General features: G+C 52.5%; 13 protein-coding genes. 3 read left to right on the forward strand and 10 right to left on the reverse strand.

Annotated elements, in window-relative coordinates:
* Window positions 1-15 precede the first annotated feature (15 nt).
* The 6 genes from ABHF33_RS03385 to coaD form a co-directional block, all read right to left on the reverse strand.
* Entirely contained in the window at window positions 16-1,461 is a 1,446-nt protein-coding gene (locus tag ABHF33_RS03385) for an exonuclease domain-containing protein (RefSeq protein ID WP_348945649.1), read from the reverse strand.
* Window positions 1,462-1,481: 20 nt separating this feature from the next.
* Window positions 1,482-2,108: a retron Ec78 anti-phage system effector HNH endonuclease PtuB gene (ptuB, locus tag ABHF33_RS03390; protein ID WP_348945650.1), complete on the reverse strand. Its 627-nt coding sequence runs from the start codon at window positions 2,106-2,108 to the stop codon at window positions 1,482-1,484.
* Between the two features lie 5 nt (window positions 2,109-2,113).
* Window positions 2,114-3,529, reverse strand: coding sequence for an AAA family ATPase (locus ABHF33_RS03395; RefSeq protein WP_348945651.1), 1,416 nt, complete (start codon window positions 3,527-3,529; stop codon window positions 2,114-2,116).
* Between the two features lie 38 nt (window positions 3,530-3,567).
* Window positions 3,568-4,500 carry a class I SAM-dependent methyltransferase gene (locus tag ABHF33_RS03400; RefSeq protein WP_348945652.1) on the reverse strand — a complete coding sequence of 311 codons (933 nt, stop codon included), beginning with the start codon at window positions 4,498-4,500 and terminating at the stop codon, window positions 3,568-3,570.
* Window positions 4,501-4,607: 107 nt separating this feature from the next.
* Window positions 4,608-5,813 carry a formate-dependent phosphoribosylglycinamide formyltransferase gene (gene purT / locus ABHF33_RS03405; RefSeq protein ID WP_348945653.1) on the reverse strand — a complete coding sequence of 402 codons (1,206 nt, stop codon included), beginning with the start codon at window positions 5,811-5,813 and terminating at the stop codon, window positions 4,608-4,610.
* Window positions 5,814-5,844: 31 nt separating this feature from the next.
* Window positions 5,845-6,345, reverse strand: coding sequence for a pantetheine-phosphate adenylyltransferase (gene coaD, locus ABHF33_RS03410; protein ID WP_348946592.1), 501 nt, complete (start codon window positions 6,343-6,345; stop codon window positions 5,845-5,847).
* Between the two features lie 97 nt (window positions 6,346-6,442).
* Here coaD and ABHF33_RS03415 point away from each other — a divergent pair, with 97 nt between their 5' ends.
* Entirely contained in the window at window positions 6,443-7,600 is a 1,158-nt protein-coding gene (locus tag ABHF33_RS03415; protein ID WP_348945654.1) for an ABC transporter substrate-binding protein, read from the forward strand.
* 120 nt (window positions 7,601-7,720) lie between these two features.
* On the opposite strand, the gene dnaJ is transcribed toward ABHF33_RS03415, so the two are convergent.
* The 4 genes from dnaJ to grpE all read right to left on the reverse strand — a co-directional run bounded on the left by dnaJ (window position 7,721) and on the right by grpE (window position 11,892).
* On the reverse strand, window positions 7,721-8,848 hold the full coding sequence (gene dnaJ / locus ABHF33_RS03420; protein WP_157314017.1) for a molecular chaperone DnaJ: 1,128 nt from the start codon (window positions 8,846-8,848) through the stop codon (window positions 7,721-7,723).
* A 38-nt stretch (window positions 8,849-8,886) separates the two neighbouring features.
* Window positions 8,887-9,243 carry a four helix bundle protein gene (locus ABHF33_RS03425; RefSeq protein ID WP_348945655.1) on the reverse strand — a complete coding sequence of 119 codons (357 nt, stop codon included), beginning with the start codon at window positions 9,241-9,243 and terminating at the stop codon, window positions 8,887-8,889.
* Between the two features lie 24 nt (window positions 9,244-9,267).
* Entirely contained in the window at window positions 9,268-11,187 is a 1,920-nt protein-coding gene (dnaK, locus tag ABHF33_RS03430) for a molecular chaperone DnaK (RefSeq protein ID WP_348945656.1), read from the reverse strand.
* 159 nt (window positions 11,188-11,346) lie between these two features.
* Entirely contained in the window at window positions 11,347-11,892 is a 546-nt protein-coding gene (gene grpE, locus ABHF33_RS03435; RefSeq protein WP_348945657.1) for a nucleotide exchange factor GrpE, read from the reverse strand.
* A gap of 220 nt (window positions 11,893-12,112) precedes the next feature.
* On the opposite strand from grpE, the gene aceA reads away from it, so the two are divergent.
* Both aceA and aceB read left to right on the forward strand, forming a co-directional pair.
* Entirely contained in the window at window positions 12,113-13,393 is a 1,281-nt protein-coding gene (gene aceA, locus ABHF33_RS03440; protein ID WP_348945658.1) for an isocitrate lyase, read from the forward strand.
* Window positions 13,394-13,576: 183 nt separating this feature from the next.
* Window positions 13,577-15,163 carry a malate synthase A gene (aceB, locus tag ABHF33_RS03445; protein WP_348945659.1) on the forward strand — a complete coding sequence of 529 codons (1,587 nt, stop codon included), beginning with the start codon at window positions 13,577-13,579 and terminating at the stop codon, window positions 15,161-15,163.
* Window positions 15,164-15,169: the final 6 nt, after the last annotated feature.

Consider the following 15,169-nt stretch of genomic DNA (forward strand, 5'->3'; position numbering starts at 1 on the left):
GCCCGGCAGCCAGCTTCAGACCAGCAATTGCACCGGATGTTTTTTAATTTCACTGCGAATCAGCTTGGCCATATCCAGATCATAAGCGGGGTATGGCGCAGCGAGCAAATCAGCTAGCTCGCTCTGGTCATTTACCTGCCCAAGGTATGTCCATTGATCCATCACATGCAGCACCTGGGCCCATTCCGGGCCTTCACAAATCCCGATCGCGCCCGCATACGGCCAGTCGGCCAGCTTGTGCTTGGCCAGCGACGCCAGCAGGCGTGCATTGTGCAGGCTGATCGCCTCGCGCCCGACGCAGGCCCCGCGACATTCGCCTTGCGAGAGCGCGTTGCAGGGGCTGATCTGTTGCGCTTTGCGCGATTTTTCCAGCCCCAATAGCTGACGGCACAAGCCTTGCCCTTTGATGATCCGGTTTAGCACATTCTGCGCTTCGCGCGCACTGCGAAATGGGCCAAACAAATCACCGCGCGCATTGGCGATTTCGCTCAAAGGAATCAGTTTGGGCTGCAGCGGAACGTCAATCCCGTCGCTGCCCGGTTCGGGCAACACGATTTCCCATACCGACTGGGTCTGATCGACTTTGCCACGGGTGGATGGATTAAACCGGGGACGCAACTGGCTGAGCAATTGGCGCTCAAGTAGGGCCGAGCCCAGATCGCCCGACGTTTCAACCCAGTCAATGCGGCGCAGCGCCAAGGCCAGCATTGCCGCCTGGCCATCTTGTGCTTTACTACTGGCGTGTTTGCCAAAGTGCTGCAGCACGCGGCGGCGCAGATTACTATTGCTGCCGACAAACAGCGGCTCGTCGCCCTCGCCATAAAAAATATACACGCCAGCGGTATCGGGCAAATAGTCGATGATTTTTTCATCAATCTGTGGTGGCAAAGCGGGCGGACGAATCAGCTCGTCAATCGCTTCGTGCACGCGCGCAGCGCCCAGGTCTTGCACCGCTGCATTTAAAAACTGGTAAATCAGCTCGGCATCGGTCAGCGCACGATGGCGCTCGCCGTGATATTGCAGCCCATGCCGTGCAATCAGCGCATCAAGGCTGTGCTTGAATTCATCCGGATACAGCTTGCGCGACAGTTGCACCGTACACAGCACTTTGGCGCGAAAAGTCATGCCGAGGCGCTTAAATTCATTGCGCAAAAAGGTGTAATCAAAGCGCGCATTGTGCGCGACAAACACCCGCCCCTGCAGCTTTTCCAGCACCTGATCGGCCAGCTGCGCAAAAGTCGGCGCATCGGCCACCATGGCATTATCAATGCCAGTCAGCTCCTGAATAAACGGGGGTATAGACTGGCAGGGATTAACCAAATTACTCCAGGTAGCAATACCCTCACCTTCAGCATTAATCTGCACTAGGCCGATTTCGGTAATCCGGTCACTCGCGGGTTTGGCACCCGTGGTTTCCAGATCGAGCAGCACCAGCGGTGCGGGGTAAAACCGATGATTCATGGTTTGTCTTCTTAGCCAGCTCAAATATTCTGTAAGGTGTGTTTGATTGCTGTGGCAAACGGCAAATGCACAATCGCAGTAATTTCACTAGCCAGATAGGCCTCAGCCAATTCGGGATCTTCAGCTGCCAGCCCGGCGATTTCTTCTGCTGTCTGTATATAGTCCAATGCAGCTTTATGACGTTGCCAGCGCAAGGAGCCATCGGCCAGATTAAACAGGCGAATGGTTTCGCTGGCTCGGTGTTGATCTGCTTCATTCAACCCCTTGCGAATACTGATCGTGCCGTTACTGTGAAAACGCAGAAAATCTTCAGGATTTTCCACATCCGGCTTGATCAGTATGGCTGCCGGATAAATCGGCTGTTCATCTTTGTGTTTGCCGCAAGTGCTACCGTTATTGCAGGAGCCAAACAGATTTCCCCAGACAAAGGTTTGGGTAGCGTCACGACCTTTCTGGCGGAAATGTTCGATATGGCGCTCAGCATGGCTGATGTTTGCCTCGCAGTACGCACAACGTTCGCCTTGCATTGTGAACAATGCTTGCCAGATGGTTTGCTTCTGCTCCGCAGTAACATCATTCCAATTGTCACGCCCATGCTGGAATTTCGCCAAACAGGCAGGTGCAGCACCACGCTTGAGTTTATGCATCGCTACTACTCCCGCACCGATGACAGTGCAGGCGGCAAGCGTTTTTTGATGCTTTGTAGACGAATCAGGCGCTCGCAGTCCAGCATGACCGGATGACTCGCGCCAAAATGCGCCAGCAAGCTTGTGCGCAATTGCTCGGCTTCCGGGTTATCGCTGAGCTGATCTGTTTCAATCAGCTGCTTGTAGCTGGAAAGGGCTTGCGCTTCTGGCACATTGGGTACGGGATCAATACCCATGATGGTGGCCAGCACATCGGCACTGGCTACGCCTTTGGTTTGCAGTGGCGGCGCGATGACTTCCGTGAGGGTGGCGCCATCCTCTACGCGCTGACGCAGCAAACGAATGCAGCTGTTATCAACCGTGCTGAGCACCTGCGGGCTGTGAGTGGTAACAATAAATTGGATATTTGGAAAAGCGGTTGTCAGTCCTAACAATACAACTTGCTGCCATTCTGGATGCAGGTGCATATCCACTTCGTCGATCAGGACAATTCCCGGGGAGGAAATTGCAGCTTGATTACCCAATTGCGGATTGAGTTTGGTAGCTCGAAATGCAATATCAGCGACCATGCCAATCATGTTGCGAATGCCATCACTAAGCTGCTCAACCGGCAATTCTCCATACTGATCATGCTCAGCAACTAGCTCTTCCTGACGGAACGAATAATTAAGGTTTTTCCAGCCTGATGGCGCCAAGCATAGATTGACGGCGTTTTCTACGGAAGAAATGTAAGCATCAAACTCACTCGGAGTATATGCAACCCCAGCTTGTGTAGCCTTGAGGCGCTCATTTAATGCATTCATATTCCAATAACGGAACCATTCAACCAACGATTTATAACTAGATGCAGGATCTAAACAGTCAGAATAACCGATGGTACGCGAGGTCTTGGGTAACTTACCCAGCGTTAATTTTTTCTGCTGCCAAAGACGCCCCGTTCCATAGTAAGCCAATACTGGCAATACCGTTTCAACCCCCTCCCGAACTTTTAATTGCTGCCACTTACCATAATCAACCAACTTTTTTGCATCTTTGACACTGTTTCTAGTTTTTTTTGGTCCAGGGAGAGAGCGTGACCAAGAATGAAGAGGATCAGTGGGGTCTTCTTCCCCTAAATGCTCTAAAAGTACATCTGGAAACTGGCCAACAGCGCTCAGTTTTACTCCTAATGGCGCATATTCCATTTCATTCGAGTCCGTAATTCGGACACGACGAAGCAGAATATCAGTTGGCGATAAATGTCGGCCGGCTCCTTCATCAAACGCACCGACATAAGGGCCAAGGGCAATGGCAATGGCATCCAAAACGGAGGTCTTACCCGCGCCATTTGAAGCCACGAGCACGGTCAACTGAGGATCAAACTCAATTTGAAATTTCTCAAAACAACGAAAACTAGCCAGTTGTAGCTTCAGTAATTTCATTTCAACCCCACGATTTTTGCTATGTTTTTTCTCAGCACTTATTTCACAAAGCGAAAGCACTGATGAATCCGCTTGTTACGGAAATCTTCTGGGATCGATTGCGCGGTCAGATTTTCGCAGCGACCGACAAACATCGGGTCCAGCTCAAAGCTACGCAAATTATTCGAGAAATACAGCACGCCACCGGGCGCGAGCATGCTCATGCACGACTCGATCAGGTAGGCGTGATCGCGCTGCACGTCGAGCACGCCGAGCATTTTTTTCGAGTTGGAAAAGCTCGGTGGATCCATCACGATCAGGTCATATTTTTGCGGGCTGCAAGTGGCCTCACGCAAAAACTCGAATACATCGGCGCGTACGCGTTGATGCTTTACTGGATCCATACCGTTGAGCGCGAAATTACGCCCCGCCCATTCCAGATACGTGTTCGACAAATCCACCGTCAGCGTGCTCGCCGCGCCGCCAGCGGCCGCGTAAACGCTAAACGCACCGGTGTAGCTGAACAAATTGAGGAAACGCTTGCCCGCCGCTTCACCCATCACGCGTTTGCGCGTATTGCGGTGATCGAGAAACAGGCCGGTATCGAGATACGCATCCAGATTAACTTCGAATTTCAGGCCATTTTCTTCGACAACAAAAAATTCGCCCGACTCTTCGTTTTTCTCGTACTGCGTCAGCCCTTTCATCCGCTTGCGAATTTTCAACGACACATGCTCAATCGGCAGATCGAGCACTTCAGCCGTTGCTGCGTGAATTTCGTCGATCCACGCCGAATAGTCTTCATCCGACTCCATCCAGCCCGTATCGTATTCCTGCAAATGCACACGATCGCCATAGATATCGACGATCATCGGAAATTCAGGCACATCGCGCTCATAAATGCGATAGCACTGCAAACCCTGACGACGCGCCCATTTGCCCCAGTGGCGGGCGTTTTTGGCAAGGCGATTGCGATAACTGGTGAGATCCATGGAATTCAACTTTTACGGGTGTAGACGTACAAAGACCGCAGTGTATCAAACACTGCGGTCTTCTCTGTGAGCTTTTAGTACAAAATAATCACTGGCCGACTGAACGGCTATTCCGATTCGATCACGACCGGCTGCACCAGCCCGGCAGCCAATTTCGCCCGATCACGCGCGACATCGGTATCACTGCCAGCAGCCAAAGCAACGCCCATCCGGCGGCGCTCAAACGCTTCGGGTTTACCAAACAGGCGCAAATCACTGCGCGGTACAGCCAAGGCGGCGGCAACACCATCAAAGGCGATACCCGCTTCTTCCATGCCACCGTAAATCACCGCGCTCGCAGCTGGTTCGCGCTGGCTCACATCGACTGGCAGGCCCAAAATCGCGCGGGCGTGCAGCTCGAATTCGGAGGAATACTGGCTCATCAAGGTGACCAAGCCGGTGTCATGCGGACGCGGGCTGACTTCGGAGAACCAGACGTCGTCGCCCTTCACAAACAACTCGACGCCAAATAATCCACGACCGCCCAATGCGTTGGTGACTTTGCGCGCAATCTCTTGTGCGCGTTCCAGTGCTTTCGGGTTCATGCGCTGCGGTTGCCAGCTTTCAACGTAATCCCCCTTCACTTGCAAATGGCCGACTGGCGCGCAGAACGAGGTTTTAATTTCGCCATCTTCAGCTAATGAACGTACGGTGAGCAGTGTGATTTCGTATTCGAAATCGACAAAACCTTCGACGATCACCCGGCCATGATCAACACGGCTACCGGCTGCGGCGTAATTCCAAGCGGTTTGTACATCTGAGGCGGATTTGAGCAAAGATTGCCCTTTGCCGGAGGACGACATCACTGGTTTTACCAAGCATGGAAAACCGATTTCAGCTGTAGCCGCTTGCAACTCGGCCAATGAGTTGGCAAAACGGTAGCTTGAGGTGGGCAAACCCAGCTCTTCGGCGGCCAGACGGCGGATGCCTTCGCGGTTCATCGTCAATTGCGTCGCACGCGCGGTTGGAATCACCGTGGCCAAGCCATCGGCTTCAATCCGCACCAGCTCGTCGGTCGCAATGGCTTCGATTTCCGGCACGATAAAATGCGGGCGCTCGGCTTCCACCAGCGTACGCAAAGCTTGGGCGTCGCTCATATTGATGACATGGCTGCGGTGCGAAACCTGCATGCCGGGGGCGTTTTCATAACGATCAACACCGATCACTTCAACGCCTAGGCGCTGCAAAGCGATAATCACCTCTTTACCCAGTTCGCCGCAGCCGAGCAGCATCACTTTAACGGCAGATTGACTCAGTGGCGTACCAATTCTCACAACAAAATCCTTTTGAAAAACGATAGTGTATTTATTTGGCCAGCGTTTTATAGCCGTGCAGCAGACGCATAAAGACCGGATCGGGGACATACTGCTTGACCACGCCTTCCCAGCCTTGCGGGCCAACCAAGCCTTTGACCATCGTCGAGCTGATTTCGGCAATTTCGCGCGGCGGCATTAAAAAGATAGTATCGATGTGCGGGGCCAGATCGGCATTGACGTAACGCATTTTGCGCTCGAATTCGTAATCGGCGGCTTCGCGAATCCCGCGCAGAATAAACTGCGCCCCCTGCTCGCGCGCATAATCGACCAGAAAGCGATTTTGAAAAACTTCAACACGCAGATTAGGCATCTGGCTGGTCGTTTCGCGTAGCATGGCCACGCGCTCCTCCAGGCTGAAGGTGTATTTCTTGTCAGGATTTTCACCGATGGCGACGATCATTTCGTCAAATACCTTCACACCATGCTCGATCATCCACAGATGACCTTTGGTCACTGGATCAAAACTACCTGCGTAAACGCCACGCCGCATCGCAAATTCTCCGCCAAATTCAGCCAGCACTATACCACCAGCCCACATTAATTTAAGATGAGGCGCATTAATTCACATGCAAAGGGGAGAGTGCATCGTGTTAAAAAAACTCATCATCGCTGCAAGTCTTGCGCTGGTCTCACAGGCTTACGCGGATATCACCATCGGCCAATCGGTCCCCACCACAGGTATTGCCGCTGAAACCGGCAAAGCCATGGCAATGGGTGCCTCCATTTATTTCAACCAGGTCAATGGTCGCGGCGGCGTCAATGGTGAGCTGATTAATCATCTGGTCCGTGATGACGGCGGCAATCCGCAAACCACCGTTAAAAACGCCAGAGACTTTATCGAAAAAGAAAACGCGACCGCGCTGATCTCGTTTTATGGCACCGACAATATTGCCGCGCTGCTCAAATCCAAAGTGCTTGATACCAATGGTATCGCGCTGGTCGGCGCGCACACCGGTGCCGATTCGTTGCGCAATAATGGCAGCCCCTATCTATTTCATACCCGCGCCAGCTACACGGTTGAAGTCGACCGTCTGGTTAAACTGCTGAATGAAAATCTGGGCGTCACCAAATTTGGCGTCGTGGCCCAGCAGGGCGGCTATGGCGAAGCGGGTATTGCGGCACTGAAAGCCGCTTTGGCGAAAAAACAGCTCAAGCTGGCCGGTGAAGCCTGGTACGACAATCAAACCGGCGATTCGACGAAAGCCGCCAAAGAGCTAGCCAAAATCAATCCGGAAGCGGTCATCCTGGTGGCCACGACCAAACCCGCAGCCACGTTTGTGCAGGAATACAAAAATAGCGGCGGCACATCCCAGCTCTATGCGCTCTCGGCGGTGCAATTTGAAGAAGTCGCCAAGCAGATCGGCAAGAAAACCGCGCACGGTCTGGGCATTAGCCAGGTTCTCCCCTACCCGTACAATACGCGCGCACGCCTGGTGCAGGAATTCCAGAACGATGTTTACGCCGAACTCGGTTCAGGTAGCTCAGGTAAACACGAAGCGCTGGCGGCCATTGCCAAGTATCCAAGCTACGCAATGCTCGAAGGCTATGTGGCTGCGCGCCTAATTGTGGAAGGCATTAAACGCGCAGGCAAGGCACCCACACGCGCTGCGGTGTACAACGCACTGGGTACGCTGAGCCGCTATGATCTGGGCGGCTTTGTCATCGACTACAGCCCAAGCAAACGTAATGGCTCGAATTTCAGCGAGCTGACGATGATGTCACCAACGGGTGCATTGACTCGTTAAATTATTTCGCGCAGCAGCAAAAAGGCCATTCAATCTGAATGGCCTTTTTTTCGGAATGATTGCAAGGGTATTACCTTGCAAGTCAATGGCTAATTGCTCTACAGAGCAATACCCATCCATTTAAGTTGCAAAGAATTCCTTCACCTTATCCATAAACGATTTGGCACGTGGGTTGTGTTTATCCGAATCGCCCTGGCTGATTTCTTCAAACTCTTTGAGCAACTCTTTCTGGCGGCCGGTGAGCTTCACAGGCGTTTCAACGACCACATGGCACATCAAGTCACCGGTAATCGCACTGCGCACGCCTTTGATCCCCTTGCTGCGCAAACGGAATACCTGACCGGTTTGCGTCTCAGGTGGAATAGTAATCCGTGCTTTACCCGACAGCGTTGGAATCTCGATCTCGCCACCCAGCGCGGCAATGGCAAAACTGATCGGCATTTCGCAATGCAGATCATTACCTTCGCGCTCGAATACCGCGTGTTTCTTGATGTGCGTGACCACATACAGATCACCCGGTGGCCCGCCATTCACGCCCGGCTCACCCTCGCCCGACAGACGGATACGATCGCCTTCGTCCACGCCAGCAGGGATTTTCACCGCCAGTGTTTTATGCGTTGATACGCGGCCCGTGCCGGAACACTTGCGGCACGGATCGGGGATATATTTACCTGTACCGTGACACGTTGGGCACGTCTGCTGAATGCTGAAAAAACCCTGTGCTACGCGCACCTGGCCATGGCCATTACACGTGTGGCAGGTTTTGGCCTCAGTACCGGGCTTGGCACCTGTGCCATGGCAGCTATCGCACTCTTCATGCGATGGAATCTTGATCTGCTTTTCAACGCCGCGCGCGGCTTCTTCCAGCGTGATTTCCATGTTGTAGCGCAAATCGGCGCCGCGATAGACGTTGCTACGGCCGCCACGACCACCGCCGCCGCCACCAAAGATGTCGCCAAAAATATCGGCAAAGTCACCAAAACCACCGCCACCAAAACCGCCACCGCCCATACCGGCCTGCTGATCAACGCCAGCGTGGCCGTATTGATCGTAGGCCGAGCGCTTCTGGCCGTCCGACAGAATCTCGTAGGCTTCCTTGGCTTCCTTGAATTTTTCTTCGGCATCTTTCGCATCCGGATTGCGGTCCGGATGATATTTCATCGCCAGTTTGCGATACGCTTTTTTGATTTCTTCATCCGAAGCGTCGCGATTAACGCCCAGAATGTCGTAAAAATCTTTTTTTGCCATTTTGTGTGAGGTGTGAGGTGCGAGGTGTGAGGTGTGTCTTAATCATCACGCTTGAGCGAACGAATTAGACCACCGAGCAAACCAAACACTTCATTCAGACCTTCCTCCAGTGATAGTGAGGGTTCAGCCAGTTGCAATCGGCAAACAAGCAAATACTGGGTTTCCAGCTCGCTAAGTGAGCCACGGGCAATACCAAGAAAATGCCCGAATTCCTTCACGGTGATTCGGGCAGCTCCTTCAGCAATATTGCTCGGCACAGAAACAGCTGCGCGCCGCATCTGGCTAGTCAGATTGAAAGCTTCATCGCGAGAGAGAGTAGAGGTAAACGCATACACGAGTTCGACCAGACGCATAGCAGCTTGCCATGCCAGCAAATCGTGGTGTTGACGCTTCACCCCTTACTCCTCACGCCTCACGCCTTACTTGCTTTCTTTAACTTCGGTAAATTCAGCATCAACTACGTTGCCGTCATCCTTAGCGTCGTTGCCTGCAGCTTGCGCGCCAGCTTCTGGTGCTGCTTGCTCGGCATACATTTTCTCAGCCACTTTGTGGCTCGCTTTCATCAGCGCTTCGGTTTTGGCTTCGATCACTTCTTTGTCGTCGCCTTTCACTACACCTTCGAGCTCAGCGATAGCCGCTTCGATTTCCACTTTCTCATCGGCAGTGACTTTATCGCCCGCGTCGGTCAACATTTTCTTCACTTGATGGATCATGGCTTCGCCTGAGTTGCGAGCGCTCACCAATTCGTGCAGTTTTTTGTCTTCTTCAGCGTTCAGCTCTGCATCGCGAACCATGGCTTCGATTTCAGCTTCAGACAAGCCTGAAGAAGCTTGAATCGTGATTTTCGCTTCTTTGCCCGATGCTTTGTCTTTCGCGCCAACGTGCAAGATACCGTTTGCGTCGATGTCGAAAGTCACTTCAATTTGCGGCACGCCACGTGGAGCTGGTGGAATGTCGCCCAAGTTAAATTGACCCAGCGATTTATTCGCCGACGCTTTCTCACGCTCACCTTGCAACACGTGAATCGTTACCGCGCTCTGGTTATCATCCGCAGTCGAGAACGTTTGTGACGCTTTGGTTGGGATCGTGGTGTTTTTCTGGATCAGCTTAGTCATGATGCCGCCCAAAGTTTCGATACCCAAAGACAATGGCGTTACGTCCAGCAGCAAGATGTCTTTACGATCGCCGCCCAATACTGAGCCTTGCAATGCCGCGCCAACAGCCACCGCTTCGTCAGGGTTCACGTCACGACGTGGATCTTTACCAAAGAAGTCTTTTACCGCGTCCATTACTTTAGGCATACGCGTCTGACCGCCAACCAGGATCACGTCGTCGATGTCAGAGGCTTTCAAGCCTGCGTCTTTCAATGCAATCTTGCATGGCTCGATTGAGCGAGCGATCAGATCATCAACCAGTGATTCAAATTTGGCACGGGTAATTTTCAGCACCAAGTGTTTCGGACCCGTTGCATCCATCGTCACGTAGGGCAAGTTGATTTCAGTTTGCGCGCTAGACGACAATTCGATCTTCGCTTTCTCTGCCGCTTCTTTCAGACGTTGCAATGCCATTACGTCGTTTTTCAGATCAATGCCTTGCTCTTTCTTGAACTCAGCAATGATGTAGTCCATCAGGCGTTGGTCGAAGTCTTCACCGCCGAGGAATGTATCGCCGTTAGTAGCCAATACTTCGAATGCTGTTGAGCCATCAACGTCAGCGATGTCGATAATCGAAATATCGAAGGTACCGCCGCCCAAGTCGTAAACGGCGATCTTGCGGTCACCCTTCGCAACTTTGTCCATACCAAAAGCCATCGCTGCAGCAGTTGGCTCGTTGATAATCCGTTTCACGTCCAGACCAGCGATACGGCCCGCGTCTTTAGTCGCTTGGCGTTGGCTGTCGTTAAAGTAAGCCGGAACGGTAATTACCGCTTCGGTTACTTCTTCACCGAGGTAGTCTTCGGCGGTTTTTTTCATTTTGCGCAGGATCTCGGCAGAGATTTGCGGTGGCGCCATTTTCTTGTCGCGAACAGAAACCCAAGCATCGCCGTTGTCGGCCGACACAATGCTGAACGGCATTGAGTCGATGTCTTTTTTCACTTCTTTATCAACGAACTTACGGCCGATCAGACGTTTTACCGCATACAAAGTGTTTTTCGGATTCGTTACCGCCTGACGTTTCGCTGGCGCACCAACCAGAATCTCGCCATCTTCCTGATAAGCGATTATGGACGGCGTAGTACGCGCGCCTTCGGCATTTTCGATTACTTTAGGTTGGCCATTTTCAATCACAGCCACACAGCTGTTCGTTGTACCCAAGTCAATACCAATAATTTTACCCATTTTGATTTCCTTCATCTCTAGTGCCTGCCGCATTGATTATTCAGTGCGTTTGATGCGGCAGTATTGTTAAATAACCATGATTGCTAAGTGGGGATACCGTTTTCTTTTTCAAGAGGCTTTTTTGCGCTTTTATTGCTCAAGCCTTTGAATCGGTAGCACTTATTTGGCAGCAGCCACCACCACCATCGCCGGGCGAATAGTACGGCCAGACAACTCGTAACCTTTTTGCATCACCTGAACGACGGTATTGGCTTCTTCGTCGCTTGGTACGGTTGAAATCGCCTGGTGTTTGTTTGGATCGAGCTTCTCGCCCATTGGGTTGATTTCACGCAATTCGAATTTCTCGAATACGCTCACCAGTTGCTTGGCGGTCAAATCAACACCCATTTTCAGGCCTTCAAAGTTGCCCGATTGATCGAGCAAGGCCATATCCATCGCGTCTTTGACTGAAATGATTTCACGCGCAAATTTTTCAACGGCAAATTTGCGGGCTTTTTCAGTCTCATCTGCGGCGCGGCGGCGTGCATTTTCGGCCTCTGCGCGCACGTACAGAATATCCTGACGGGCTTTTTCCAGATCAGCCAAAGCTTGAGTCAGCAACTCATCGGTGCTTGGCGCTTGGGCTTGTTCTTCTTGCTGCTCAGCAGGAGCGGCTACTTCTTCGTGCAATTCAGGCTTAACTTCTTGATTCATGATGTCCTCCAACAGCGAATGACGGGTAGATTGGGATAAGCCACATCATTTCAAGGGCTTTTCTGCTGAAAAAGCAGCAGCGCTAGGTAATTGCCCCAATATGTAGTCCAGTTTTTTCAACTACAATTTATTGTGCGTTGCAATATTTGTTGCAATGCAAAATATTCCTGCTTCAATAAATACCAGTCTTTCGATTTGACCCGCCGTTTTCAAAGATCACAGGGAGCACGCTATGAGTACCGCCGCTGAACGCATTGCCGCACTTGAACACGATTGGAAAACCAACCCGCGCTGGGCTGGCATCAAACGCCCCTATTCGGCCGCCGATGTTGAGCGCCTGCGAGGGAATTTACTGCAGGAATACACCATCGCCAGCCACGGCGCGAACAAGCTGTGGAAACTGATGCATGAGCAATCGTATGTGCATGCTCTGGGCGCGCTCACCGGCAATCAGGCCATGCAACAGGTTAAAGCGGGCTTAAAAGCCATTTATCTATCTGGCTGGCAAGTGGCGGCGGATGCCAATCTGGCGGGTGAAATGTACCCGGATCAATCGCTCTACCCAGCCAACTCGGTGCCGCAAGTCGTGCGCCGCATCAATAATACGCTTGCCCGCGCCGATCAAATTCATCATGCCGAAGGCGACGACAGCATTGACTGGTTTGCTCCCATCGTTGCCGACGCCGAAGCGGGCTTTGGCGGCGTCCTCAATGCGTTTGAATTAATGAAAGCAATGATTGAAGCGGGCGCTGCCGGTGTGCATTTTGAAGATCAGCTCGCCTCAGTGAAAAAGTGCGGCCATATGGGCGGCAAGGTGTTGGTGCCGACGCGTGAAGCCGTGGAAAAACTCGTCGCAGCGCGATTGGCAGCCGATGTGATGGGCGTACCAACGATTATCGTTGCGCGCACCGATGCTGAAGCGGCCGATTTGCTGACCAGCGATGTGGATGATAATGACAAACCCTTCTGCACCGGAGAGCGCACTGTCGAAGGCTTTTACAAGACGTATCCCGGCCTGGAGCAAGCCATCTCTCGCGGTCTGGCCTATGCCCCCTACGCCGATCTGGTGTGGTGTGAAACAGGCAAGCCCGATCTGGAATACGCGCGCAAATTTGCCGAGGCCATTCACGCCAAATTTCCGGGCAAAATGCTGGCCTACAATTGCTCGCCATCGTTTAACTGGAAGAAAAATCTGGACGACGCGACGATTGCCAAATTCCAGAAAGAGCTCGGCGCGCTGGGCTATAAATTCCAGTTCATCACGCTGGCTGGTTTCCACGCACTGAACTACGGCATGTTCAACCTGGCGCATGGTTACGCGCGCGAGGGCATGACCGCGTTTGTCGAGCTGCAACAGGCTGAGTTCGCGGCGGCCGATCGTGGCTTTACCGCAGTTAAACATCAGCGCGAAGTCGGTACAGGTTATTTTGACCAGGTCACGCAAGTGATCCAGCAAGGCCAGTCATCGACGACGGCGCTCAAAGGCTCGACCGAAGCCGAACAATTTCACTAATCCGCAACGGCTGCGAAGCCCAAATCCAGCGTTAGAAAATGGCTCAAAATCCTCACTTACCATTGTAAGCTCCGGTTTTTCGCCATTTTTTGCCTTGTCTTTGGGCTTCTCGCTCGCTGCTCAGCGTATAGAACACTCACCCAGCCTAGATGAAGGGTGAGTCATATTGTGGGAGTACACGACATGTCGACGACATTGGCAGGTATACGCGTCAAAGGCCATATCAGCGCCGAGTTCGGGAAGATACTCTCCCCTGATGCGCTCGCCTTTCTGGCCGAACTACACCGTTTATTCGAACCGCGCCGCCGTGAATTAATGGCAGCGCGTATTGCCCGGCAAGCGCTGCTCGATCAAGGCGTCAAACCGGATTTTCTAGCGACAACAGCACACATTCGTCATGGCGAATGGAAAATCAGCCCGCTACCGGAAGATTTGCAAGATCGCCGCGTCGAAATCACCGGCCCAGTCGAGCGCAAAATGATGATTAATGCGCTCAATTCCGGCGCCAAATCGTTTATGGCTGATTTTGAAGATTCCAACACGCCCACCTGGGAAAACCAGATTGAAGGGCAAATTAATGTTTATGACGCCTATCGCCGCACGATTCGCTATACCAGCCCGGAAGGCAAGGAATACGCGCTGAATAATGAAATCGCGACGCTACTGACCCGCCCACGCGGCTGGCATTTGATGGAAAAACACGTCGAAGTCGACGGCGAAATCATGTCAGGCTCGCTCTTTGATTTTGGCCTAGTGGTATTTCACAACCTGCAATATCGGCTGAGCATCGGCAGCTCCTGCTACTTTTATCTACCCAAAATGGAATCACATCTGGAAGCGCGCTTATGGAATGATGTGTTTACCTGGGCCGAGGCCGAGCTGAAAGCGCCGCACGGCTGCATCAAAGGTACGGTACTGATTGAGACGATTCTGGCCGCCTTTGAGATGGATGAAATTCTGTACGAATTGCGCGAGCATTCGGCCGGATTGAATGCCGGGCGCTGGGATTATATTTTTAGCTGCATCAAAAAATTCCGCAGCAACGATGATTTCTGTTTGGCTGATCGCGGCAAAATCACCATGACCGTGCCATTTATGCGCGCGTATTCATTATTACTGCTCAAAACCTGCCATCAGCGCGGCGCACCGGCGATGGGCGGCATGTCGGCCTATATTCCAGTCAAAACCGACCCCGAAGCGAACGAGCGGGCCATGGCGCAAGTCCGTGCCGACAAAGAGCGTGATGCAGGTGATGGCTACGATGGCGGCTGGGTTGCACACCCTGGGTTAGTACCTGTTGCTAAGGCAGCCTGGGATTCGGTTCTGGGGCAATACCCCAATCAAATTCATAAACAAAGGCTGGACGTGCAAGTTGCGGCCGGTGATTTATTAAATTTCCAACCGGAAGCGCCGATCACCGAAGCGGGTGTACGCGGCAATATTTCGGTCGGGGTGCAATATCTGGCTTCATGGCTGGCGGGCATGGGTTGCGTACCCATCCATAATCTAATGGAAGACGCCGCCACCGCCGAAATCAGCCGCTCGCAAATCTGGCAATGGATACGCTCGCACAAGGGCGTGCTGGATGATGGCCGCAAGGTGACGAGCGCGCTGTTTAGCCAATTGCTGGTCGAAGAAGTCGCCAAGATCGAACAGCAAGGCCGCTATAGCGCCACGCTCAAAGAGGCCGCCCGCTTGTTTGAGCAAATCACCACCAGTGATGAATTTGTCGAGTTTTTAACTTTGCCAGGTTATACGCGGCTAGCGTGATACCCA

It is taken from the genome of Chitinibacter sp. FCG-7 (assembly GCF_040047665.1).
Taxonomy (GTDB): Bacteria; Pseudomonadota; Gammaproteobacteria; order Burkholderiales; family Chitinibacteraceae; genus Chitinibacter; species Chitinibacter mangrovi.

Bases quoted from the DNA above. Each gene is read 5' to 3' on its own strand.
- aceA (WP_348945658.1), top strand. From the start codon at position 12,113: ATGAGTACCGCCGCTGAACGCATTGCCGCACTTGAACACGATTGGAAA.
- ABHF33_RS03400 (WP_348945652.1), bottom strand. From the start codon at position 4,500: ATGGATCTCACCAGTTATCGCAATCGCCTTGCCAAAAACGCCCGCCAC.
- ptuB (WP_348945650.1), bottom strand. From the start codon at position 2,108: ATGCATAAACTCAAGCGTGGTGCTGCACCTGCCTGTTTGGCGAAATTC.
- aceB (WP_348945659.1), top strand. From the start codon at position 13,577: ATGTCGACGACATTGGCAGGTATACGCGTCAAAGGCCATATCAGCGCC.
- ABHF33_RS03395 (WP_348945651.1), bottom strand. From the start codon at position 3,529: ATGAAATTACTGAAGCTACAACTGGCTAGTTTTCGTTGTTTTGAGAAA.
- dnaK (WP_348945656.1), bottom strand. From the start codon at position 11,187: ATGGGTAAAATTATTGGTATTGACTTGGGTACAACGAACAGCTGTGTG.
- dnaJ (WP_157314017.1), bottom strand. From the start codon at position 8,848: ATGGCAAAAAAAGATTTTTACGACATTCTGGGCGTTAATCGCGACGCT.
- coaD (WP_348946592.1), bottom strand. From the start codon at position 6,345: ATGCGGCGTGGCGTTTACGCAGGTAGTTTTGATCCAGTGACCAAAGGT.
- ABHF33_RS03385 (WP_348945649.1), bottom strand. From the start codon at position 1,461: ATGAATCATCGGTTTTACCCCGCACCGCTGGTGCTGCTCGATCTGGAA.